Origin of the sequence: Aeromicrobium piscarium, assembly GCF_007421815.1 — a bacterium.
GTDB lineage: Bacteria > Actinomycetota > Actinomycetes > Propionibacteriales > Nocardioidaceae > Aeromicrobium > Aeromicrobium piscarium.
Genome location: NZ_VLNT01000003.1, coordinates 275,077 through 297,727, shown reverse-complemented (window position 1 = coordinate 297,727; position 22,651 = coordinate 275,077). Strand labels below are relative to the sequence as shown.

Annotated in this window: 18 protein-coding genes; 9 read left to right on the top strand and 9 right to left on the bottom strand. The window is 68.1% G+C overall.

Annotated elements, in window-relative coordinates:
• The first annotated feature begins 5 nt into the window (after window positions 1-5).
• The 3 genes from FNM00_RS06325 to FNM00_RS06315 all read left to right on the top strand — a co-directional run bounded on the left by FNM00_RS06325 (window position 6) and on the right by FNM00_RS06315 (window position 3,284).
• A complete protein-coding gene (locus tag FNM00_RS06325) occupies window positions 6-1,475 on the top strand; it encodes a glutamate-cysteine ligase family protein (protein ID WP_143912515.1) in 1,470 nt (489 codons plus the stop codon).
• 120 nt (window positions 1,476-1,595) lie between these two features.
• Window positions 1,596-2,840, top strand: a complete 1,245-nt coding sequence (locus FNM00_RS06320; RefSeq protein ID WP_246065092.1) for an RNA polymerase sigma factor — start codon at window positions 1,596-1,598, stop codon at window positions 2,838-2,840.
• A 240-nt stretch (window positions 2,841-3,080) separates the two neighbouring features.
• Entirely contained in the window at window positions 3,081-3,284 is a 204-nt protein-coding gene (locus FNM00_RS06315; protein WP_143912513.1) for a cold-shock protein, read from the top strand.
• 318 nt (window positions 3,285-3,602) lie between these two features.
• Here FNM00_RS06315 and FNM00_RS06310 read toward each other — a convergent pair whose 3' ends face one another.
• Window positions 3,603-3,803, bottom strand: coding sequence for a DUF7455 domain-containing protein (locus FNM00_RS06310; protein WP_374190840.1), 201 nt, complete (start codon window positions 3,801-3,803; stop codon window positions 3,603-3,605).
• A 138-nt stretch (window positions 3,804-3,941) separates the two neighbouring features.
• On the opposite strand from FNM00_RS06310, the gene FNM00_RS06305 reads away from it, so the two are divergent.
• A complete protein-coding gene (locus tag FNM00_RS06305) occupies window positions 3,942-6,068 on the top strand; it encodes a DNA gyrase/topoisomerase IV subunit B (protein ID WP_221933615.1) in 2,127 nt (708 codons plus the stop codon).
• Between the two features lie 18 nt (window positions 6,069-6,086).
• Here FNM00_RS06305 and FNM00_RS06300 read toward each other — a convergent pair whose 3' ends face one another.
• The 5 genes from FNM00_RS06300 to FNM00_RS06280 form a co-directional block, all read right to left on the bottom strand.
• A complete protein-coding gene (locus FNM00_RS06300; RefSeq protein WP_185973010.1) occupies window positions 6,087-7,832 on the bottom strand; it encodes an outer membrane protein assembly factor BamB family protein in 1,746 nt (581 codons plus the stop codon).
• 135 nt (window positions 7,833-7,967) lie between these two features.
• On the bottom strand, window positions 7,968-8,471 hold the full coding sequence (locus FNM00_RS06295; RefSeq protein ID WP_143912506.1) for a beta-class carbonic anhydrase: 504 nt from the start codon (window positions 8,469-8,471) through the stop codon (window positions 7,968-7,970).
• Window positions 8,472-8,595: 124 nt separating this feature from the next.
• Window positions 8,596-10,293, bottom strand: a complete 1,698-nt coding sequence (locus FNM00_RS06290) for an MFS transporter (RefSeq protein ID WP_143912504.1) — start codon at window positions 10,291-10,293, stop codon at window positions 8,596-8,598.
• Window positions 10,290-10,991 carry an LppX_LprAFG lipoprotein gene (locus FNM00_RS06285; RefSeq protein ID WP_185973009.1) on the bottom strand — a complete coding sequence of 234 codons (702 nt, stop codon included), beginning with the start codon at window positions 10,989-10,991 and terminating at the stop codon, window positions 10,290-10,292. The genes FNM00_RS06290 and FNM00_RS06285 overlap by 4 nt, the downstream gene beginning before the upstream one ends.
• Before the next feature lie 4 nt (window positions 10,992-10,995).
• Window positions 10,996-13,461, bottom strand: a complete 2,466-nt coding sequence (locus FNM00_RS06280) for a DNA gyrase/topoisomerase IV subunit A (protein ID WP_143912500.1) — start codon at window positions 13,459-13,461, stop codon at window positions 10,996-10,998.
• 96 nt (window positions 13,462-13,557) lie between these two features.
• Here FNM00_RS06280 and FNM00_RS06275 point away from each other — a divergent pair, with 96 nt between their 5' ends.
• The 4 genes from FNM00_RS06275 to FNM00_RS06260 are packed head-to-tail and all read left to right on the top strand — an operon-like array spanning window position 13,558 to window position 18,571.
• The gene (locus FNM00_RS06275) at window positions 13,558-16,254 is read left to right on the top strand and encodes a bifunctional acetate--CoA ligase family protein/GNAT family N-acetyltransferase (RefSeq protein ID WP_143912499.1); all 2,697 of its coding nucleotides are present in this window, start codon (window positions 13,558-13,560) and stop codon (window positions 16,252-16,254) included.
• Window positions 16,251-16,829 carry a DUF5998 family protein gene (locus FNM00_RS06270; protein ID WP_143912497.1) on the top strand — a complete coding sequence of 193 codons (579 nt, stop codon included), beginning with the start codon at window positions 16,251-16,253 and terminating at the stop codon, window positions 16,827-16,829. The genes FNM00_RS06275 and FNM00_RS06270 overlap by 4 nt, the downstream gene beginning before the upstream one ends.
• A complete protein-coding gene (locus tag FNM00_RS06265; RefSeq protein ID WP_143912496.1) occupies window positions 16,826-17,911 on the top strand; it encodes an alkaline phosphatase family protein in 1,086 nt (361 codons plus the stop codon). The genes FNM00_RS06270 and FNM00_RS06265 overlap by 4 nt, the downstream gene beginning before the upstream one ends.
• Before the next feature lie 9 nt (window positions 17,912-17,920).
• A complete protein-coding gene (locus FNM00_RS06260; RefSeq protein WP_143912494.1) occupies window positions 17,921-18,571 on the top strand; it encodes a thymidine kinase in 651 nt (216 codons plus the stop codon).
• 148 nt (window positions 18,572-18,719) lie between these two features.
• Here the strand turns inward: FNM00_RS06260 and sepH are convergent, their stop codons facing one another.
• From sepH to FNM00_RS06245, 3 genes are all read right to left on the bottom strand, one after another.
• A complete protein-coding gene (gene sepH, locus FNM00_RS06255; RefSeq protein WP_143912492.1) occupies window positions 18,720-19,637 on the bottom strand; it encodes a septation protein SepH in 918 nt (305 codons plus the stop codon).
• A gap of 180 nt (window positions 19,638-19,817) precedes the next feature.
• Window positions 19,818-21,197, bottom strand: a complete 1,380-nt coding sequence (locus FNM00_RS06250; protein WP_185973008.1) for an FtsX-like permease family protein — start codon at window positions 21,195-21,197, stop codon at window positions 19,818-19,820.
• Window positions 21,194-21,901, bottom strand: a complete 708-nt coding sequence (locus FNM00_RS06245) for an ABC transporter ATP-binding protein (protein WP_221933614.1) — start codon at window positions 21,899-21,901, stop codon at window positions 21,194-21,196. Before FNM00_RS06245 ends, FNM00_RS06250 begins: the two co-directional genes overlap by 4 nt.
• A gap of 141 nt (window positions 21,902-22,042) precedes the next feature.
• Between FNM00_RS06245 and FNM00_RS19190 the strand changes: the two genes are divergently transcribed.
• Window positions 22,043-22,651, top strand: a 609-nt coding sequence (locus FNM00_RS19190; protein ID WP_246065091.1) for a ferrochelatase, incomplete at its 3' end; no start/stop codon positions are given.

The window sequence follows — 22,651 nt, the reverse complement described above, 5'->3', positions numbered from 1 at the left end:
CGGCTATGGGACAGGACGTCGACCCTCGCGAGTTCAGCCGCGAAGACCGTACCCGCTACCGCCGCAAGGTCCGCCGATGCCTCGATGCGTTCGCCTCGATGCTCAGCGACCACGACTTCTCGGTCGCCGCGCCGCAGATCGGTATCGAGGTGGAGTTCAATCTGGTCGACGCGCTCGGGATGCCGGCGCTTCGCAACGCCGAGGCGCTCGAGCAGATCGCCGACGACGACTTCCAGACCGAACTGGGTCTCTTCAACCTGGAAGTCAACGTGCCGCCCGTCCCGATCGCCGGACGTGGGTTGGCCACGATCGCCGATACGCTGCGTGACGATCTGACCCATGCGGAGCGCAAGGCGAGCGAGGTCGACGCCCACCTCATGATGATCGGGATCCTGCCGACGCTCACGGCTGACCACTTCTCGGCGGACGTCATCTCGGCCAATCCTCGCTACCACCTGCTCTCCGAGCAGATCCTCGCCGCGCGAGGCGAGGACATTGAGATCGAGATCGACGGAGTCGACCGCCTCGCCACAACCACCGACACGATCATTCCCGAGGCCGCGTGCACAAGCACGCAGCTGCACCTGCAGGTCGAGCCCGACGAGTTCGGCGCCGCCTGGAATGCGGCGCAGGCGGTCGCGGGGGTCCAGCTCGCGGTCGGTGCCAACTCGCCGTTCCTGCTGGGACGTCAGCTGTGGCACGAGACCCGGATCGCGCTGTTCGAGCAAGCGACCGACACGCGCAGCGAGGAGCTCAAGACCCAGGGCGTGCGGCCGCGGGTGTGGTTCGGCGAACGGTGGATCACCTCGGTTTTCGACCTCTTCGAGGAGAACTCCAAATATTTCCCCGCGCTGCTCCCGGTCGTCGAGGACGAGGATCCCGTGGAGGAGCTGGCCGCAGGTCGGGTGCCGACCCTCGGGGAACTGAAACTCCACAACGGCACGGTCTACCGGTGGAACCGTCCGATCTACGATGTCGCCGAGGGGCGGCCTCACCTGCGCATCGAGAACCGGCTGCTCCCCGCCGGACCTACGGTGGTCGACACCTTGGCGAACGCGGCCTTCTTCTACGGTCTGGTCAAGGCGCTCGTGGTCGCCGACCGGCCGGTTTGGTCGCAGCTGTCCTTCCAGGCCGCCGAGGAGAACTTCCACGCCGCCGCCCGGACCGGTATCGAGACGGACCTCTACTGGCCGGGCGTGGGTACGGTGCCGGCCCGCGAGCTCGTGGTGCGCCATCTCCTCCCGCTCGCGTGGGCGGGCCTGGAGTCCAGCGATGTCGAGAGCCCGGTGGCCGAGGAGTTGCTGGGCATCATCGAGCAGCGCTGTCTGCGCGGACGCAATGGCGCAACCTGGATGATCGAGGCCTTCGAGCGCCACCCGGACCGGCACACCGACCGGCTGACCGCGATGCGCGATCTGACCGTGGAATATCAGCAGAACATGCTCGGCGGCCAGCCCGTCCACCTGTGGTCCTGACCACGTGAATAGACATCGGCCGCTTGGGTGATTTCCTCCCCGTGGCACACTAGTGCCCAGAGGTTGACCACAGGGCTGTTTGTCGCGCCCTCCCACCGATGATGCGAGGTTGATGTCCCGGTGACTCCAGCAGCTGGCTCGACGAAGAAGACGGCCGCAGCCAAGGCACCTGCCAAGAAGACGGCCGCCAAGAAGTCGGCCACGGCGAAGAAGGGGGCCGCGGCAGATGCCGCCGAGGTGCTTGAGAGCACGATCGACCTCGCGGAGGCGCTCGAGGTGCCGGAGGCAGCCAAAGTCGATGCCAACGGCAAGAAGATCCTGCCGGACATCCCGGACGCGGAGTTCGAGAAGGACCTCGCCACCGACCCGACGCTGAAGGAGGACGAGGAGTCGTCCTTCACGCTGTCGACCTCCGACGACACCGACGAGCCCGCCCAGCAGGTGATGGTCGCCGGTGCCACCGCGGACCCGGTCAAGGACTACCTCAAGCAGATCGGTAAGGTCTCGCTGCTCACCGCCGGCGAGGAGGTCGAGCTGGCCAAGCGGATCGAGGCCGGACTCTTCGCCGAGGAGAAGTTCGCCAAGGGTGGTCGCCTGTCGACGAAGACCCGCGAAGAGCTCGAGTGGATCGTCATCGACGGTCGTCGCGCCAAGAACCACCTCCTCGAGGCCAACCTGCGTCTCGTCGTCTCGCTGGCCAAGCGTTACACCGGTCGCGGGATGCTCTTCCTCGACCTGATCCAGGAGGGCAACCTCGGTCTGATCCGTGCGGTCGAGAAGTTCGACTACACCAAGGGCTTCAAGTTCTCGACCTACGCCACCTGGTGGATCCGCCAGGCGATCACCCGCGCGATGGCCGACCAGGCTCGTACGATCCGCATCCCGGTGCACATGGTCGAGGTCATCAACAAGCTCGCGCGCGTCCAGCGTCAGATGCTGCAGGACCTCGGTCGCGAGCCCACTCCCGAGGAGCTTGCCCAGGAACTGGACATGACGCCGGAGAAGGTCGTCGAGGTCCAGAAGTACGGTCGTGAGCCGATCAGCCTCCACACGCCGCTCGGCGAGGACGGCGACAGCGAGTTCGGCGACCTCATCGAGGACTCCGAGGCGATCGTGCCGGCCGATGCCGTCTCGTTCACGCTGCTGCAGGAGCAGTTGCACGCCGTGCTCGACACCCTCAGCGAGCGCGAGTCCGGTGTCGTCTCGATGCGCTTCGGTCTGACCGACGGTCAGCCCAAGACTCTCGACGAGATCGGCAAGGTCTACGGCGTGACGCGCGAGCGGATCCGCCAGATCGAGTCCAAGACGATGAGCAAGCTGCGCCACCCATCGCGCTCGCAGGTCCTGCGCGACTACCTGGACTGAGTCTCACCTCACGAACGCCCGGCCCTTCGCGGCCGGGCGTTCGTGTTTCGGCTCACTCTCTCGATCGACCTTCATAGAATGACCACATCTGGAATGTCTGCTATGATGGAGGGGTTGTAGGCGTTGGTTGTACCCCCTTGATGTGGACCCGGCAGGGTCATCGTGAAGTTCCGGTTTGATGCGCGTCGCGACGTCAGTCGCCCGCGAACCGCGCGAGCGCACGTCCCCAAGGGGTTTTACATGGCTACAGGTACCGTCAAATGGTTCAACGCTGACAAGGGATTCGGCTTCATCGCCCCCGACGACGGCAGCGAGGACGTCTTCGCTCACTTCCGCGCGATCAACGCCTCGGGCTATCGCTCGTTGGACGAGAACCAGAAGGTCGAGTTCGACGTCGAGCGTGGCCCGAAGGGGCTGCAGGCGGCCAATATCCGCGTCAGCTGAAACACCATTCTCGGACGCCCGCCGTACTCTCACGCAGAGCACGGCGGGCGTTCGCCATCACACCGTTCGATAAGGAGTCCCTCACCATCACCCTCAGCCGATTCGCCCCGCTCTTCACCCTCGTACTCCTGGGGGCGGCCCTCGCCGCCCTCGCCACCCTCCGGCTGTCCCATCGGCTGGAGGCCCTCGTGCTGCTGATGGTGCTCGTCAGCGCCGCGGTCCTGCACCGCCGGCTGGCTCCGGCGCTGCCGCGCGGACGCTGGTGACGACGAAGGGCCCCGGCCAGTGCGGCCGGGGCCCTTCGTCGAGGGTGACGGATCAGACGCTCAGGCGTCCGCTCTCGTCCTGGATGTCGATGGCGATCTCGCGCAACTTGTCCTCATGCTGGCGAGCGTGGTGGGCGCAGAACAACAACTCCGCACCCTCGGTGAACTCGACGCGAACGTACGCCTGAGCGCCGCAGCGGTCGCAACGATCACCAGCGGTGAGGGCGGAGAGTTCAGCGGTAGCTGTCACGATGTCCTCTTTCTTCAGGCGGTCTCGTTCTGGTCAACATGATGTCCGGCCGGAGTATTCCTGCCAGGTCGGCGCATATCGACCTTATGCCATGAATACTCCCTCAGGGATCCAAAGGGGTCGGCGACACGCCCGCAGGACGTGGTGACACGCCCTCTGTCGGTACCCCTCACTATTCTGAGAACGCTGACATCCCAGCGGAAGGACACGATCATCTCCAGCTACGACGCGCGCAATCTCCTCGTCCTCGAAGGACTCGAGGCCGTGCGCAAGCGACCCGGCATGTACATCGGCTCCACCGACACTCGGGGCCTCATGCACTGCCTCTGGGAGATCATCGACAACGCGGTCGACGAAGCCCTCGGCGGCTTCTGCGACCACATCCTCGTGGTGCTGCACCGTGACGGCTCGGTCGAGGTGCAGGACAACGGCCGCGGCATCCCCGTCGACAAGGAGCCCAAGACGGGCCTGTCGGGAGTCGAGGTGGTCTTCACCAAGCTCCACGCCGGAGGCAAGTTCGGTGGTGGCTCGTACAACGCCACCGGCGGGCTCCACGGTGTCGGCGCCTCGGTCGTCAACGCCCTCTCGCAGCGCCTCGACGTCGCCGTCGACAAGGGCGGTGCCACCTGGGCCATGTCCTTCCGTCGTGGCACGCCGGGTGTCTTCGACGGAGAGGGCCCTGACGCCTCGTTCACCGCCGACGACACGCTGCACAAGGCCGGCAAGGTCGCCAAGAAGACCACCGGAACCCGCGTCCGCTACTGGGCCGATCCGCAGATCTTCATCAAGACCGCGGCCTTCTCCTACGACGATCTCGTGGCTCGCGCGCGGCAGACCTCTTTCCTCGTGCCGGGACTCCGCATCGTCATCCGCGACGAGCGAGGCGAGGAGGTCCACGAGCAGGACTTCTTCCACCAGGGCGGCATCTCGGAGTTCTGCGAGTACCTCGCCCCGGGGGATCCGGTCACCGACGTGCTGCGCCTGCAAGGAGAGAACACGTTCACCGAGACGGTGCCGATCCTCGACGACACCGGGCACATGACCCCACAGGACATCGAGCGCACGCTCGGCATCGATATCGCGCTGTGCTGGGGCAACGACTACGACACCCGCCTGCGTTCCTTCGTCAACATCATCGCCACCCCCAAGGGCGGCACCCACGTCAACGGCTTCGAACGCGGACTCACCAAGACCTTCAACGAGGTGCTCAAGAACACCCGGCTGCTGAAGAACGGCGATCCCGACATCGTCAAGGACGACATTCTGGAGGGCATGACGGCGGTCGTGACCGTCCGCCTCGCCGAGCCGCAGTTCGAGGGCCAGACCAAAGAGGTGCTGGGCACCCCACCGGTCACCCGCATCGTCAACCAGGTCGTCAGCCGTGAGCTCAAGAGCTTCCTGACGACCACCAAGACGGCCGACAAGGCCAAGGCCCGCGCCGTGATGGAGAAGGTCGTCAGCGCCGCCCGCACGCGTGTGGCAGCGCGTCAGCAGCGCGACAACCAGCGCCGTAAGAACGCGCTGGAGTCGAGCGCCTTGCCGGCCAAGCTCGCCGACTGCCGAAGCAACGATGTCGAGCGCTCCGAGTTGTTCATCGTCGAGGGCGATTCGGCCCTGGGCACCGCCAAGAGCGCACGTGACTCGGAGTTCCAGGCATTGCTGCCCATCCGCGGCAAGATCCTCAATGTCCAGAAGGCCAGTGTCGGCGACATGCTCAAGAACGCCGAGTGCTCGTCGATCATCCAGGTGGTCGGCGCCGGATCGGGTCGTACCTTCGACCTCGACACCGCCCGCTACGGCCGCATCATCTTCATGGCCGATGCCGACTCCGACGGTGCCCACATCCGGTGCCTGCTCGCGACGCTCTTCTTCCGCTACATGCGTCCTCTGGTGGAGGAGGGTCGCGTCTACACCGCCGTGCCGCCGTTGCACCGGATCGAGCTCGTCAACCCGAAGAAGAACCAGGACAAGTACGTCTACACCTATTCCGACCCAGAGTTGCAGCGCAAACTCGCCGAACTCCAGCGCAAGGGCGTGCGCTGGAAGGACCCGATCCAGCGCTATAAGGGCCTCGGAGAGATGGACGCCTCACAGCTGGCCGAGACCACGATGGATCCGCGCCACCGCACCCTGCGTCGCCTGACGGTCGACGATGCCGAGGAGGCCGCGGATGTCTTCGAGTTGCTGATGGGCAACGAGGTCCCGCCGCGCAAGGACTTCATCGTCCAAGGCGCCTACGAGATCGACGCGGACCTCATCGACGCCTGAGACAGGTCGGCGCGGGGCTCATCGCAGGGCGATGATGCCATTCGAGGAGCCGTTCGTCAGGATTCCGGTCTGGTCGCTGCCGATCCACGAGTGGGCGTCGCATCCGCGCGAGGCGACGCTTCGCTCCACGGGGGTCCGCTCGACTCCATCAGGCCCGACGCGGACGATGTCGCACTCATAGCCGTCGCGCGCCGGTGCCAAGAAGACGGTGGTCCCGTCGGCCATCGCCTGCATCGGGTCGTCTGCCTGCAGGCGCGGTCCCCAGGGGGCGTCCCCGGGCTCCACGCTCTGTTCCCAGAGGATCCGGCCGGAGGCAGGATCGAGCCCGGTGACGATGACGCGCCGACCGGACTCCGCGCAGGCCGCGAAGGTCACGCGGTCGGTATCGACATCGAGTCGCTGCTGACATCCATTCGAGTTGATGTGCTTGATCCCCTCCGGCACGCTCACCGGCGTGGTCCATTTCTCCTCGCCGGTGGCCAGATCGACGGCGACCACCTCGGCGGACACGGGCTGCTGCATCTCGATCAGCCGGCCACCGAGACTGCGGTAGCCCACTCCGCCGGTGACCGCGACATCGGTGCCGGGAACCACCCGATAGGGGCCGGCCTGGGTCGGCGCACCTCGGTCCCACAGAATCTCGCCGCTGGCGATATCCACCGCCTCGCTTCTCCGTCCCTGATCGCCGTCGGTCGTCACCAGGAGTACCCCGTGACCGGCAGAGGTGAGATCGAGATTCGAGACGACGGGGTTGGAGAGTTCGGTCGACCACAATTGCTCGCCGTCGAAGTCGACGGCTCTGACGCGATCGCCTTCGACCGCGATCACACGATCCTGGGTGACCGCGACCGGCGCGCCCCCGAACTCGGGTAGCTGTGCCCGCGCGGCACCGGTCTCGGCATCGAGGACGACCACCTGAGGCGGGGTGGGGAACTGTTCGCTGCGGGTGAAGGTGGCGGCGATGAGCGTTCCATCCTCCGAGGCGACCATCCGGTATCGTGCGTCGTTCAGATCGGTCCGCTGCCACGACCACCGGACCTCGCCGGTGAGCGGGTCCAGCATCCGCACTCCGCCAGGCCGTTCGCTGCGGACGGCGACGCCTCCCGCGGTGTTCAGTACCTGTCCCGGCGCCGACTTGTCCAAGTCGGATATCCACGCCTCGTCACCGGTCAGCCGCGACTCGAGAACACCGGCAGGCTGCCGCGGCGGCGACACGAGCGTGTTGACGGTCGCCGCACGTCCCTCGACCCATCCCTGTACGGGGAGGCCGGCAAGCACGAGAAGAGGCATCACGACGATGATGCTGACCGCCGCTGGTGCTGTCCGGTACGCCCACGCCGGCTCCGGCTGAGCCCGAGCGTAGAGTGCCGCCGACACGGCAATGAGTGCGGCGGCGACCACGAGCGTCGGCGCGGTGAGCGGTGCCAGGACCGTAGCGCTGGACGCGATGACCGGGTCTGCCGGCTCCTCGGGCCCCGAGCTGAGGGCGATCACGGCGATGATGAGGACCGCGGCCGCGAGGGACCAGAGCGCGAGTGAGAGTCGACGCCGCCAGGGCGTACGGACACGGCCACCCATGCGTGCCGCAATGCCCGCGACGAGTCCGCCCACGAGTGCCGATGGGACGGTCCAGCGCACGGCGGTGGAATCGACGCCTCCGGGGACCGAGGCGGCACGCCAGAGGAGCAGGCCCACAGCCGTCAGGCCGATACCCAGGCCGAGCAGCACGCTGTAGGTGACCAGTCTCACGGGTGTACGTGCCACGTCCTTCGTCCCCGATGTCATGGCATCCGAACGTATCAGCAAGAGATGGCGCCCGTAGGAATCATCGCCATCACCCACCATCGGCCCTCGAAGAGGCCGACGGTGGGTGGGTGGGCGGGTGGCGTGCGCCCGGGGTCAGGCCTCCGCGACGGGGGAGAGCAGGCCGGTGTCGACGTCGTAGACGAAGCCGCCGACGTTGATATCGGCGGGGACGAGCGGATGACTGCGGACCCGGTGCACGTCCTCGCGTATCGTGCGCTCCTGATCGTTGATCGCACCGAGCGACATCCAGGTGGCATCCGTGCCGGTGCGCTCGGCGATGCGCTCGTGGAGCTCATCTTCGGTGGAGCCGGCCATCGCGCAGCGCGTGTGCTCGACGATCATGACCCGCTGCACCTTCAGCAGCGTCACGCCCAGGACGACGGCGACGAGCACCTGATCGGTGACCCGACCGCCGGGATTGCGGAGGATCTTGGCGTCGCCGGGCTCCAGCCCGATCATCCGCAGGGGATCGATCCGCGAGTCCATGCAGGTGACCATCGCGACGCCCGCGTGGGCGATGCCGTCGAAGCCTTTGAGGGCGTGATGCTCCGCGTACGTCCGGTTCGCGGCGAGTAGATCGTCGAAAGCGCTCGTCATATTCGTACCGTATCGCTCGCTGGCGGGGTCACCGCCCAGCCCACCCATGAACGGTGAGTGAGCGTCCTTGTGAGCGAACAGAAGGACGCTCACTCACCGGCGGGATCGGCAGGTGGCCGCCTACTCACCGCCCGGGTGACGTGGTGGACCGGCGCAGCAGCACTGCCGCCAGCAGAGCGGCGATCGCCGCACACACGGCGGCCCCGGTGAACACCGCCTGCAACTGGCTGATCCCGGCATCGAGCACCGCGGCGTTGTACTCCGGACAGGCCGACGTGCTGCCGCACAGCTCCTCGACGGGAGGGATGTCGGCGATCGCCGAGCGGAATGCCCGCAGCCCGAGCGCGCTCAGAGCGGAGACTCCAACGAGCATCCCCACCATCCGTGCGACCACCAGCAGAGCGCTCGCCAGACCGTGTACCGCGTCCGCCGTGTGATTCAACAGCGCGGCATTGACCGGGGCGATGGCGATCCCGAAACCCGATCCTGCCGCCACCAGGACGATGTCGCTGCTCACCTGGTCGAGCGCCGTCGCATCCCAGCGGCTCATCAGCGCGAAGGACGCGGCAGCGACCGACATGCCGGCCGCCGTGAGCAGCGCAGGGGGGAGCCGCCGGCACAGCCACCCGCCGGCGACCGCACCGATCGGTAGCGCGATCAGGAAACGAATGAGGACGAGCGCTGCGTCGAACTGCGAATCGCGTGCGACCGTCAGCCGGGCGAAGAACGGGATGTCCACCAATGCGGCGATGAGCGCCGATCCCACGAAGAAGGACACGACGACCGCTCCAACGGCGGCGCGATGTGCGAGCGCGCCGCGAGGGATCAGCGGTGCATGCGCGGTGCGCTGGCGCCAGATGAAGAGTGCGGCCGCGGCTGCGCCGGCTGCCAGCAGCCACGGGGCCGCCGGAGCGAGAGACCCTGACTCAGGCTCGACCGAGGCGAAGCTGACGATGACTGCCCCGAGCGCGACCGACATCGCCAGGGCGCCGGTGAGATCGGTCTGCGACGCGGCCGTCCGCCAGCCTCTCCAGTCCAGCAGCGGCGAGCTCGCCGTCGCCTGGCGAACGACGAAGAGGACGAATGCCGCACCGGCCGTCAACCCGAGCGCCGACCACCAGCGGTTGTCTCCGGTGAAGGGCACGAACGGCAGGCCCCAGGTGACATCGGTGACGAGGAGGGAAGGTTGAAGCATCACCAGCGACGCGGCAGCGGCGCTGACCGCCAGAAGCAGCAGCCCCGCCACATCGCGCACGCGCCGGTGCGCACCTCGCTGGGGCCACAGCGCCGCGGCGATCAGCAGGCCGACGGCGGCGTTGAGCCAGAAGATCGTGTGCCAGGTCCCGAAGGCGAGCACCGCCGCACCGTACAAGGGGCCGATGACGCTGCCGAGCTCCTGGACGGCTCCGACGATGCCGAGGGGCAGGCCGCGCCGCTCCGGCGGCCAACGCTCGGCCACCAATGCCAGGGTCGGCGGGATCAACCCGCCGCCGCCGACGCCCTGGAAGAACCGCCCGATGACGATCGTGGCCAGATCGTAGGCCCCGGCCGTCACGACTGAGCCGATCGTGAATACGATCAGACACCCCAGCAGAACCGGAACACGGCCACGCAGGTCGGCCAGACGCCCGATCAGTGGCAGAACGCCCACATAGCCGAGCAGGAAGCCGGAGACGATCGGGGCCGCCCGCTGGATCTCATCGACGCCGAGGCCTGCCGACGTCATCATGTCGGGGAGGGCGAGCACCACCACATAGGTGTCGGCCGCGGCGAAGCCGATCGCCACGGCCGCAAGGGCCAGCAGCAGGCGGGGGGCGGTCACCGACCCGCGTCGCGTGCCGGCTCGGTGATCTCGACCGGCTCGTCGAGGGCTGTGATCGTCAGCGTGTAGGCGACATCGTCCTCGCCCGCGTAGAACGGCCCCGTGACCACCGCATCGGTGAGTTCATCATCCTGGTTGAGCCGGAATTCGACCTCGAAGGTGCCGCTCTCATCGGCGGTCGGCAGCAGCCGTGCGACGTCCGCTCCGGCGAGTGATCCCGTGATGGTGGTCAAGACGTCACGGCCGTCACGGACATCCTCACCCTCCTCGAGATCGGTGGCCGAGGTAAGTAGCGACAGTACCCCGTCCTCTCCGCTGACGAGCTGCGCGGGATCGGGAATGCCGAACTGGGCGGGGTCGATGCTGAGGAACTCCGAGGACAGGCCGGTCTTCACCCACAGCTTCCCGTCCGTCGCGATGACGTCGGCAGGGAGGGTCGTCCCGCCGGCGACGACCCGTGCCTCGCCCTCGAAAGCCGGCGACGTGTCACCGTGTCCCTTGACCGACAGCAACCCCGTCACTCCGCGGGGGAGCTCATCGGTGCCGATCGAGAAGTCGATCGCCGGGGCGTCCTGCAGGCGTGCCGCAGCCGCGTCCAAACGCTCCTCGGGATCCCCCGACGAGCCCTCGTCCGAGGTGCAGGCGGTCAGCACGAGAGCCGCCACGAGCGCGGCGATGACTTGCAACGGAGTACGCACGGGCTCAGTCTGACACGCCGGAGGGGGTCGCCGAGAGCGGTGACGCGATCGCGTGAACAGGCTGCGAGAGCGGTTGCCCGGACCCGTCGCGACGCTCGGAGACCTCCGGCGGCTCGATCGGCGTGCCGCTGGAGCTGCACGCCATCGGCGCGCCGTCCCCGGCCCACGCCGCGATGAGCCGGTCCTCCCCGGCGAGGAAGCGCTGGCAGCGCACGCCTCCGGTCGCGCGTCCCTTGGCGGGATAGATCGCGAAGGGGCTCAGCTTCGCCGAACCGTTCTGCGTGCCCGGGAGCGCATCGCCGTGCCCGGCGATCGTGAGCACATGGGCCCTCTCGGGATCACGGACCGCACCGAAGGACACGACGCGATCATCGGCGCCGAGCTTGACGCCCGCCACGCCGCCACCCGTACGGCCCTGGGGACGCACGAGCGAGGCGGAGAAGTGCAGGAGCTGCGCGTCCGAGGTGATGAAGACCAGCTCCTCCTCGCCGGAGGAGAGCTGTGTGGCGCCGATCAATCGGTCGCCCTCCTCGAGCCGGATGATCTCCCAGCTGTCGCGGCCGAGGTGATCGGGTTTGACGCGTTTGACGACACCCTGTTCCGTGCCGAGCGCGACGCCGGGGCCGTCGTCGTCCAGGCTCATCAGCGCGAGCGGCCGCGCATCGAGCAGCAGCAGCTCCGAGAGCGGGACGCCTCCCTGCAAGGTGGGCGCGTCGGCGGTCGGAGGCAGGAGCGGCAGATCGAGGACGTCGAGGCGATGCACGGTGCCGTCGTCGCACACGAGGCCGACCTGACCGCGGGCCGTAGCGGCGACCGCGCTGACCACGACATCGTGCTTGCCGCGCCGGCCGGCCTCGCCGAAGGCGCTGTCGTCACCTGTGCGAGCGAGCAGGCCCGTGCCTGAGAGCAGCACCCAGCAGGGGTCGTCGGCGACCTCGACCGTGAGCTTGGCGGCATTGACCTGCTGGCCGGCCGAAGCGAGCAGCACCGTGCGCCTCGGGGTGCCGAAACGTTCGGCGACATCGGCCAGTTCCTCACCCACGAGAGCCCGCAACGCGGCCTCGTCAGACAGGATGCGGTCGAGCTCCTCGATACGGCGACGCAGCTCCTCGGCCTCCTTCTCCAGCTCCAGGCGCGAGAACTTGGTGAGCCGTCCGAGCTGGAGGTCCAGGATGTAGTCGGCCTGGGCCTCGCTGAGGTCGAAGACCGACTGGAGGCGCTCGCGAGCCTCGGCACGGTTCTCGCTGGAGCGGATCAGCTGGATGACCTCGTCGATGTCGACGATCGCGATGAGCAGGCCGTCGACGAGGTGTAGCCGATCGGCCGCCTTCTGTCGGCGGAACGCGCTGCGACGACGGACGACCTCGATGCGATGGTCCAGGAAGACCTGCAGCAGGTCGCGCAGACCCAGGGTGCGGGGCTGGCCGTCCACGAGTGCGACGGCGTTGATGCCGAAGGAGGTCTCCATCGGCGTCAGCTTGTAGAGCTGCTCGAGGATCGCCTCGGGGACGAACCCGTTCTTCAGCTCGATGACCAGATGCAGGCCCTTGTGCCGGTCCGTCAGGTTCTTGATGTCCGAGATGCCCTGCAGCTTCTTGTTCTGCACATACTTCTTGATCGCCTCGATGACCTTCTCGGGGCCGACGTTGTACGGCAGTTCGGTGACCACGATGCCCTTGCGGCGCGGGGTGATCGACTCGATACGCGCCGTGGCCCGCATCTTGAACGAGCCGTTGCCGGTCTCGTAGGCATCGCGGACGCCGTCGAGCCCGACGATCTTGCCTCCGGTCGGCAGGTCGGGTCCCGGCACGAAGCGCATGAGATCGTCGAGGGAGGCCGCCGGGTGGTCGATCAGGTGCCGCAGCGCCTGCACGACCTCGACGAGATTGTGCGGGGCGATATTGGTCGCCATGCCCACAGCGATGCCCGCCGCGCCGTTGACGAGCAGATTGGGGAATGCGGCCGGCAGCACCGCCGGCTCGAGCTCACGTCCGTCGTAGTTCGGCCGGAAGTCGACCGTGTCCTCCTCGATCGAGGAGGTCATCGCCTCGGCGGGCAGGTCCATCCGGCACTCGGTGTAGCGCATCGCGGCCGGTGGGTCGTCGGCCGAGCCGAAGTTGCCGTGACCGTCGATGAGCGGCAGGCGCATGGACCACGGCTGCACCATGCGGACGAGGGCGTCGTAGATCGCGCTGTCGCCGTGCGGGTGGAAGCGGCCCATGACATCGCCGACGGGGCGCGCGCTCTTGACGTGCCCGCGATCGTGGCGCAGGCCCATGTCGTGCATCGTGTAGAGGATGCGGCGCTGCACCGGCTTGAGCCCATCACGGGCGTCGGGCAGCGCCCGGGCGTAGATGACCGAGTACGCGTACTCGAGGAAGCTGGACCGCATCTCGTCGCTCACATTGGTGTCGACGATGTGCTCCTCGAAATCCTCCGGGGGCGCGGGGGTGGCTTTGCGGGCGGCCATGCATCCTCTCCTCGTGGGCGATCGACGTTCCATTGTCGCTGGTCCGGCAGGCGAGGCTCGCACCGCCACGCCGACCGAGACGGTACGTTGGACCGTGTGACCAGCCAGCTGCACCCTGTCGAGTCCTGGGAGGCCGATGTCCTGCTCAAGGACGGCCGAGTGGCGCAGATCCGTCCGATCGTCCCTGAGGATGCCGAGGCCTTCGTGGCCTTCTACGCCCGCGTCTCGGCGGAGTCCAAGTATTTCCGCTTCTTCGCCCCGTATCCGCGGTTGTCGGACCGTGACGTCAAGCGTTTCACGGAGGTCGACCACATCAAGCGCGTCGCCTTCGTGGTGACTCAGCAAGATGACATCATCGCGGTCGGTCGCTACGACGCCACCAGCCCGACCGAGGCGGAGGTCGCCTTCCTGGTCGAGGACGCGCATCAGGGCCGCGGTGTCGGCCAGCTGTTGCTGGAGCACCTGGCCCAAGCCGGGCGCGAACGCGGCATCACCGAGTTCACCGCCGAGGTGCTGCCGGAGAACATCCGGATGATGCAGGTCTTCCGCGAGATGGGCTACACGGTGTCCGGTCAGCTGGAGGACGGGGTCCAGCAGTTGCGTTTCCGCATCGATCCGACCCAGTCCGCCCTCGGCGTGATGCGCGCCCGCGAGCAGCGGGCCGAGGCCGCGTCGATCCATCGGATCTTCGACGCCAGCAGCATCGCCGTGGTGGGCGCGAGCCGACGACAGTCGTCGATCGGCCAGATGATCGTCCGCAATCTCGTGCTCGGCGATTTCGGGGGTGCGGTCTATGCCGTCAACTCCCAGGCCGAGGCCGTCTCAGGACTCCCGGCGTATCCGTCGGTACAGGACATCCCCGGCGAGGTCGAGATCGCGATCGTGGCGGTCCCGGCTGAATCGGTCAACGATGTCGTGCTCGACTGCGCCGCCAAGGGCGTCCACGGGCTCATCGTCATCTCAGCGGGCTTCGCCGAGGCAGGGCCCGAGGGACGCGAACGCCAGGAAGAGCTGGTCCACCTCTGCCGCTCCCACGGGATGCGCCTCATCGGACCGAACTGTCTCGGCATCATCAACACGGTTCCTCGGGTCCAGCTCAATGCCTCGCTGGCCCCGACGATGCCGCCGCAGGGCCGGGTCGGCTTCTTCTGCCAGTCCGGTGCGCTCGGCACTGCCATCCTGGAGACCGTCTCGCGTCGCGGCCTCGGGTTGTCGACCTTCGTATCGGCGGGAAACCGGGCCGATGTCTCGGGCAATGACCTGCTGCAGTACTGGTCCAATGACGATGCCACCGAGGTCGTCCTGCTCTACCTCGAGTCCATCGGCAATCCGCGCAAATTCTCCCGCCTCGCGCGGCGAGTGAGCGAGCGCAAGCCCGTCGTGGCGGTCAAGTCCGGACGATCGACACAGGGCGTTCCGGTCGGCCACCGAGTCAAGCGCACCTCCGCCCCTCAGAAGGCCGTCGACGCCATGTTCGGCCAAGCCGGGGTGATCCAGGTCGACACCCTCGATGAGATGTTCGACGTCGCCCAGCTGCTGGCGCACCAGCCGTTGCCGCGTGGCAACCGGATCGCCGTGGTCGGCAACTCCGATGCTGTTGCGCTGATCGTCTCCGACGCGGCCAAAGCCCAGGGGATGCAGGTCGCGCCGCCGATCCCGCTGGGCGCACGGGCCGGCGCCGAGGAGTTCGAGATCGCGCTGGAGGCCGCGCTCGCGCGCACCGACGTGGACGCGCTCGTGGTCGTCTACACGCCCCCCATCAACACCGGCGGCGAGGACGTCGCCAATGTGCTGGCGGCGATCGGCGAACAGTCCGACAAGCCGATCGTCTCCACCTTCCTGGCCAGCAAGGGGATCCCCGTCTTGCTTCGAGTCCCCGACGTCCAAGGCGGGTCTGCCGGACGCGGCTCGGTGCCGTCCTATGCCTCGCCGGAGGCCGCGGTGCGAGCCCTCGCGCGCGCGGTGAACTATGCCGAATGGGCTTCCCGCGATCACGGCGAATACCACGATTCGGGGCAGTACCGGACCGGCGATGCCCGCGCGCTCATCCGCAGCGTCCTGGAGATGGCCCCGCGTGGCGCGGTGCTGTCGACGGAGCAGGTGCACTTCCTCCTGTCCTGTTACGGCGTCGACCTGTGGACCTGGATCATCGTCCACACCCGGGAGGAGGCCGTCGCGGCAGGCGAGAGCCTCGGCTGGGATGTCGTGCTGAAGGCGGGCAGCGAGCACCTGCGTGCCCGGCCCGATCTCGCGCACGTGTGGCGGGGCATCCACGACGCGGACGACATGGCCGAGGCCTGGGACAGCCTGACCACCTGGGCCGGTGTCGACGACGAGTCCACCTTCTTCGTGCAGCGCTCGGCGCCCGAGGGCGTCCCGGTGTCCTTCAAGGCCGTCGAGGATCCGCTGTTCGGTCCGCTCGTGTCCTTCGGTCTGGCCGGTGCGCCCAGCGAACTGCTCGACGACCGCACCTACGGCATTCCGCCGCTGACCGATGTCGATGCCGAGCAGATGGTGCGAGGAGTCCGGGCCGCACCCATGCTCTTCGGCTACCGGGGATCCCCGGCCGTGGATGTCGACGGGCTGCGAGACGTCATCTTGCGGATCGCCGCGCTCAAGGACGATCTGCCCGAGGTCGCCGAGCTGGACCTGGAGCCGGTGTCGGCGACACCCAACGGCTTCGTGGCGCTCAGCGCGCGCGTCAAGGTCGTGCCCTCGAACGACCGCCGCGGCGAGTGGTACGTGCGTCGCCTGAGCAAGCCCGTGACATCGAACGATACGCTGACGCGGTGAGTTCTCTGGACCGAGCCGATGACCTCTTCGCCGAGATCTCGCGGGCGGGCTACTACCCCGAGATCGTCGCCGCCGGTATCCGCGATGCCGTGGCGGGGGAGCAGACGCGTGCGTTCGTCGTGCATCACGAGCCGACTTTCGACCGCGAGGAGATCCGTCGGCACATGACCGTCCTGGTGCTGACGCCCAGCCGCGTGATCGTGGCGCATACGGACGAACACCCCGGAGACGACCTGCTGCCGCGTCCCTACACCTCGACGACAGCCGAAGCGGTCGCGCTGTCGCGCGTCGGCTCGGTGCTCGTCACCCGGATGGTGGCCGCGCACAGCCAGCAGCTGGAAGAGGCGGTGATGACGATCTCTTGGGGTGCGATCTCCCGGGTGGAGCTCGAGCCGGCGCGTTGTGACGATCCCAACTGCGAAGCCGACCACGGCTACTCCGGGAGCATCACGGGCGACGACTTCACCCTGCGACTGAGCAGCGCCGCCGACGGAGGCACCGCCGTCGAGCGGTTGCTGGAGTTCGCCCGGCAGCTGTCAGCGGCCACGACCCACGTGGCGCCGGCGGGACGATGAGCGCGGGTATCCACGATCTCCTCGGCTCGGTCGGCACGGCGCTCGGCGCTGAGGGGTTCCCCTCGACCATCGGGCTGCCCGCGGCTCGCGGCTATGTCGTGCTCGTGGTCGACGGGATGGGCGACATCCTGTTGCGCGACCATGCCGATCTGGTGCCGTGGCTGTCCGGTCTCGCGTCGGTCGAGGGAGTCGAGTCGGCGATCCCCTCGACGACCTCCGTCAGCCTGACCTCGCTCGGGACGGGCCTGCGTCCCGGTGTCCACGGTATGGCGGGGTACTCCTGCCGGGTGCCGGGGACACGTCAGGTCTTGAACACCCTCAGCTGGAATGCCGATGTCAATCCGCGCGAGTGGCAACCGCATCGTGCGATGCCTGCGCGGCTGCGCGACGACGGTATCGCCGTCAGCGTGGTCAACGAGTCGCGCTTCGCCGACAGCGGCCTGACCCTATGCAGCCAGCGAGACGTGCCCTTCATCGGGGTGGACCGACCGTGGGAGCGATTGGAGGCCGTCGTCGAGGCGAGCCAGGGGCCGCAGCGCACCTTCGTCTATGCCTATGAGGGGCGCCTCGATCACACGGGTCATGGCAAGGGTGTCGACTCCCCGGAGTGGCGAGAGATCCTGACGACGATCGACCGTGAGATCGCCGAGCTGCGCGCCGAGCTGCCCGATGACGTCGTGCTCGTGGTGACGGCCGATCACGGGATGATCGACCTGCCCGCTGAGAACCGCTTCGACGTCGAAGAGCATCCCGAGCTGTTCGACGCTGTCCAGCTGTTCGCGGGGGAGGCGCGCTTCCGGCATCTCTATACGAGCACCGGCGCGGAGTCCGAGGTCGCGGCGCGCTGGGCGGACCGATTGGGCGATCGAGCCGTCGTGCTCGAACGCGAGGCGGCGGCCGAACGCTGGTTCGGTCCGCTGGACCCCGCTGTACGGGGACGATTCGGCGATGTCGTGGTCGCTTCGCTCGGCGACTTCGCGGTCTTCTCCTCGCGGCACTTCAAGGTGGAGCTCAGCCTGCGCGGCTTCCACGGCTCGATCACCCCCGCCGAGACCCGCATCCCCGTTCTCGTCGCGGACTGAGGCATCACGATGGCAGAACTGGTCTTCTACTGCGGCACGATGGACTCCGGCAAGAGCACGCTGGCGCTCCAGGTCGACCACAACCACCGAGCCCGCGGCCGGCGGGGTGTCATCTTCACCTCGCACGACCGAGCGGGTGAGGCCACCTTGTCGAGCCGGCTCGGGTTGTCGGCGGACGCCGTCGAGGTCACCGACGATCTGCGCTTCTGGCATTACGTCGTCGATGCGCTGACCCACGGTGCCCCGATCGACTACCTGGTCTGCGACGAAGCCCAATTCTACGCGCCGTGGCAGATCGATGAGCTCGCCAAGATCGCCGACGAGCTGGACCTGGACGTCTTCTGTTTCGGCATCCTCACCGACTTCCGCACCATGCTGTTCGACGGCTCGCGGCGGTTGGTCGAGCTCGCCGATCGCGTCCTGACCCTTCAGGTCGAGGCGCTGTGCTGGTGCGGGGCGCGGGCGACCCACAACGCACGCACGGAGAACGGTGAGATGGTCACCGAAGGCGATGTGATCGTGGTCGGAGATGTCGAGCCGGAGTCGGAGCCCGCGGTGGTCGGCTATGAGGTGCTGTGCCGTCGTCATCACCGACGCCGCATGACCGCCGCCCGGGCGCACGCCGGATCGCTGTCACCGGATGTCCTGCCGTTCACCTGATCCCTCGCCCGTTGGCGGTAGCCCGTCAACCTTTCGTTATCGGCTGGGGTAGCTGGTCAACGTTATCGAGCGTGGGTGGGGTTGCTGGCGTACCGCTGCGGGTGGGGAAGGGTTGCTGACGTACCGCCACCGGCCGAGCGCGCGGCACTCAGTCGCGCTTGCCGCCGAACATGATCTCGTCCCAGCTCGGGACGCTGCGGCGCGAGTTCTTCTTGCGTGGTGCGGGAGTGTCGGGCACGGCCACGTGCTCATCGCGCGACACCGACTCCTCGGTGTCATCGGACTCCTGCGAGGCCGGCTCCACGGAGGGCGAGTCGGCCAGCGACAGCTGCTCCATCGCGCGCCGATCACGCGCCTCCTTGAGCGAGTGCACGGGAGCGTGATCATCGATGATCTGTTCGGTGTCCTCGCGGTCGGCCGCGGACTCGACGACGTCGGCGGTCGACCGGACCGCATCGGCGATGGCCATGTCCAGGGAGTCCTCGGAGGCCAGGTCGCCCACGAGATCACGCGCCGTCTCGTCGTCGGCGAGCACGTAACGGCTCTTGTGGTCGAAGCAGAACCTCGCCGAGTCCGCATCGGGCAGGACGAGCTGGACCGTCCACCGGCCGTCCTCGCGTCGCCAGGCGTCCCACTCCACGTCCTCGGGAGTGACCGAACGCTCGAGCAGCGCGCCGTCGACGAGTGCGCCGAGGGCGACCGGCGTGCCGCTGACATGCTTGCGGCGCACCGAGGTGGCACGGGCCTGGTCGACCATATGCTCGCGCTCGGCGATGACCGGGGTAGCGAAGCCGCGGATCTGGTCCACTGAGGTGCCCGCCGCTTCGGCGACCTGCTCGATGCTCTCGCCTCTACGGATACGGGCCTGGATGTCGCGCGGGCTGAGGGAACTCTCCATCGGAATCTCCAACTGGCCGGAGGATCGCTGACCGGCACTGGTCACGCGGTCGATCATGCCGGCGAGGCGGCCGTCGACCCGCAGGCGGAAACGCGCGCCGGATGCGGGATCGCGAGCGACGAGGTAACGACCGTCCTCGCTCGTGCCCACCAGGGCGAGATCTCGCATGTTATGGCCTCCGACACTTCATCGACTTCCAACCATCGTAGTGTCGCCGTGCGGTGCGACCGGGGAGGCCGCGAGGTGTGTCGGTCCTCGGTCACGCACCCGGGCGATGGCGGTGCGTGGTCGACCAGGGCTCGCGGTATCGGTGGTTGGTTGCTCACCCACCGCCCAGGCTCCCGAGGGTCAGAGCACCCGGTCGGGGGCACGACGGACTGCCGTGACGACCGGACGCGTGGACGTGAGCGCGAGTCGGACGAGCGCGAATCCGGCGACGAAGGTGGCCGCCACGACGACGAAGGCCATCGGCGTCAGGACGACGGCCGCCCCCATCAACGGCAGACCTAGCAGGAATCCGCCGGCCGCTCCACCCAGCGCCGCCCACCGCATCGGCAACAGCACGGTGGTCCGACGCGCCTGCTCCCACGTGCTCATCGGCATCCCGAGTCGATCGAGTCCGACGATCAGCTCGCCGTCGTCCAGCACCGCGGCGGCCTGCGTGACGGCCACGGAGCAGGCGAGCATCACGAAGGCGATGGCGAGTGTCAGCAGGACGCCGGTACGCATGTCGGTCGCGAAGATCACCTGTTCGGCCATGGCATCGCCCTCGTCGAGTTGTCCGGCCATGCCGAGGCCGACCCCGCCGATGACCGCGACGAAGGAGATCATCGCCAGGCCGGAGACCCGTCGCCAGGCCGGCGCGGGCTGGTCGGCGAGCTGGCGTCCGGCGAGGAACCGTGCCGGCGTAGACGCCTTGCGCGCGAGCGCACGGCCCCGTGCGGCGATGACGGGCGGGCCGACGAGATTGAGCACGGCGAGCCCCGCCCCGAACATGCCGAGGACGATGGCGATGACCACCGCCACGCCGAGGACCTCGGTGAACATGCCGATCTGCGACAGGGCGAGAGCGAACCCCGCGAGGACGGCGACCCCGATGACGGTGCGCCGCAGGCTCCGGCCCTGTACATCGCTGCGCTGGCGCACACCGAGCGGCGTCAGCCGCACTCGGCGCAGGCCGAGCACAGCGCTGAGCCCCGCGAGCACCGCCACCGCGCAAGGGACGAGCAACAGCGCCGCCCAACCCGGCCACAGGGCTGCGATGCCGATGCGCTCACCGAAGAACCGCAGTTGCGCCACGAGCGGCAGGAGTCCCCCGAAGAGCACGATTCCGGCGAGGCTCCCGGCGACCGCGATCATCGTCGCCTCGATGACCGTGAGCGCACTCACCTCCCGTGTGCTCGCCCCCAAGAGACGCAGCGTGGCCAGTCGGTCGTCGCGGCGGCGGGCTGAGAGACGGGCCGCCGATGCCCCGAGGGAGACCGTCGGAACCGCCAGGAAGAGCAGCGCCGCGAGACTCAGGATCACGTAGCCCGGAGCGAAGTCATCACTGGGGCGGTCGTCGTTGACGAACATCAACGTGCCCGAGACGACGGTCAGCAGGATCGCTGTAGTGACCGCGAAGGCCACGAACGGCAACAAGATGGCTGCGCGCCCCTGACGGCTGGGCCTGGTGAGCAACCCGACCAGGCCGAGGATGCGGCGGGTGGTCGAAGACGACGTGCTCATCGGGCCGTCTCCTCGTGGACGATGCGCCCGTCGCGCATGTGCAGCGTCCGGTCGCATCGCGCCGCGACGGCCGCGTCATGGGTCACGAGAACGAGACTGCGGCCCTGACCGGAGGTGGCGTAGAGCAGCGCGTCCATCACATCGGAGGAGGTGGCCGAGTCCAGCGCGCCGGTCGGCTCGTCGGCGAAGACGACCGGCGCGCCCGTCACCTGCGCGCGGGCGATCGCCACGCGCTGCGCCTGGCCGCCGCTCAGCTGGCCGATCCTACGGTCCTCCATGCCGGCGAGGCCGAGGGCGTGGAGCCAGGGGGCCGCGGCCCGCTCCGCATCGGAGCGTGGATGACCGGTCAGCATGAGCGGCAGAGCGACATTCTCCACGGCGGAGAGCTCGGGTAACAGCAGTCCCTCCTGGAAGACGAAACCACAGTGCGTGCGTCGGAGCTGCGATCGCGCTTCCTCGTCGAGGCCGACCAGCTCGATCGGCTGCGCCCCCGGAACGCTCATGCGGATCGATCCGGAGTCCGGCGCGATCACGGCGGCGAGGCAGTGCAGCAGGGTCGTCTTGCCCGATCCGGAGGCGCCCATGATGGCGAGCGACTCGCCTGCGGCCACCGAGAGTGACGCACCGTCGAGGGCGATCGTCGAGTCATAGGTCTTGGCCACGCCTGTGGCGACGAGTACAGCGGGGGAGTCGTGGGTGTCCATGCTCAGCAGTCTCGTCGCGCCGGCGCGATGATCCATCGGCTCTGAGGGCGATCCGGCCGGTGCGTCGGTCATCCCGTCGGCGGAGGCGGTGTCGGTCGTGCGGGGGAAGGTCGTGACCGCGGGGGTGGGAGAATCGCTGGCATGGACCCACGCCCCTTCGACGCCCTGCTTCTCGTCTCCTTCGGCGGCCCGGAGAAGCCCGATGATGTGGTGCCGTTCCTGGAGAACGTGACCCGAGGTCGGGGCATCCCGCGCGAGCGCCTGGTCGAGGTCGGGGAGCACTACTTCGGCTTCGGCGGCAAGTCGCCGATCAACGACCAGAACCGCGCGTTGATCGCGGCGATCGAGGCCGATCTCGCCGCGCACGACATCGATCTGCCCGTGTACTGGGGCAACCGCAACTGGGACCCGTATCTACGTGAGACGACCGAGCAGATGGCGGCCGACGGCGTGCGGCGAGCGGTGTGCTTCGTGACGAGCGCCTACTCGTCGTACTCCGGCTGCCGTCAGTACCGCGAGAATCTCTACGAGGCCCAAGAGGACCTCCCGCTCGAGCTGGCCAAGCTCAGGCACTACTACAACCACCCGGGATTCGTCGGCCCTTTCGTGGACGAGACGCGGTCTGCGCTCGCCGACATGCCCGCCGGGACGCACGTCGTCTTCGTCACGCACTCGATCCCCGATGCGATGAACGAGGCCAGCGGCGGTGCTGGCGCAGGGGCCTACCTGCGCCAGCACCGCGAGGTCGCC

What these genes read in the sequence shown, in the direction of transcription:
- FNM00_RS06325 (WP_143912515.1), top strand. Translation starts at nt 6, where the DNA reads ATGGGACAGGACGTCGACCCTCGCGAGTTCAGCCGCGAAGACCGTACC.
- FNM00_RS06315 (WP_143912513.1), top strand. Translation starts at nt 3,081, where the DNA reads ATGGCTACAGGTACCGTCAAATGGTTCAACGCTGACAAGGGATTCGGC.
- FNM00_RS06295 (WP_143912506.1), bottom strand. Translation starts at nt 8,471, where the DNA reads ATGACGAGCGCTTTCGACGATCTACTCGCCGCGAACCGGACGTACGCG.
- FNM00_RS06280 (WP_143912500.1), bottom strand. Translation starts at nt 13,461, where the DNA reads ATGGCCGCCCGCAAAGCCACCCCCGCGCCCCCGGAGGATTTCGAGGAG.
- FNM00_RS06265 (WP_143912496.1), top strand. Translation starts at nt 16,826, where the DNA reads ATGAGCGCGGGTATCCACGATCTCCTCGGCTCGGTCGGCACGGCGCTC.
- FNM00_RS06260 (WP_143912494.1), top strand. Translation starts at nt 17,921, where the DNA reads ATGGCAGAACTGGTCTTCTACTGCGGCACGATGGACTCCGGCAAGAGC.
- sepH (WP_143912492.1), bottom strand. Translation starts at nt 19,637, where the DNA reads ATGCGAGATCTCGCCCTGGTGGGCACGAGCGAGGACGGTCGTTACCTC.
- FNM00_RS06250 (WP_185973008.1), bottom strand. Translation starts at nt 21,197, where the DNA reads ATGAGCACGTCGTCTTCGACCACCCGCCGCATCCTCGGCCTGGTCGGG.
- FNM00_RS06245 (WP_221933614.1), bottom strand. Translation starts at nt 21,901, where the DNA reads ATGGACACCCACGACTCCCCCGCTGTACTCGTCGCCACAGGCGTGGCC.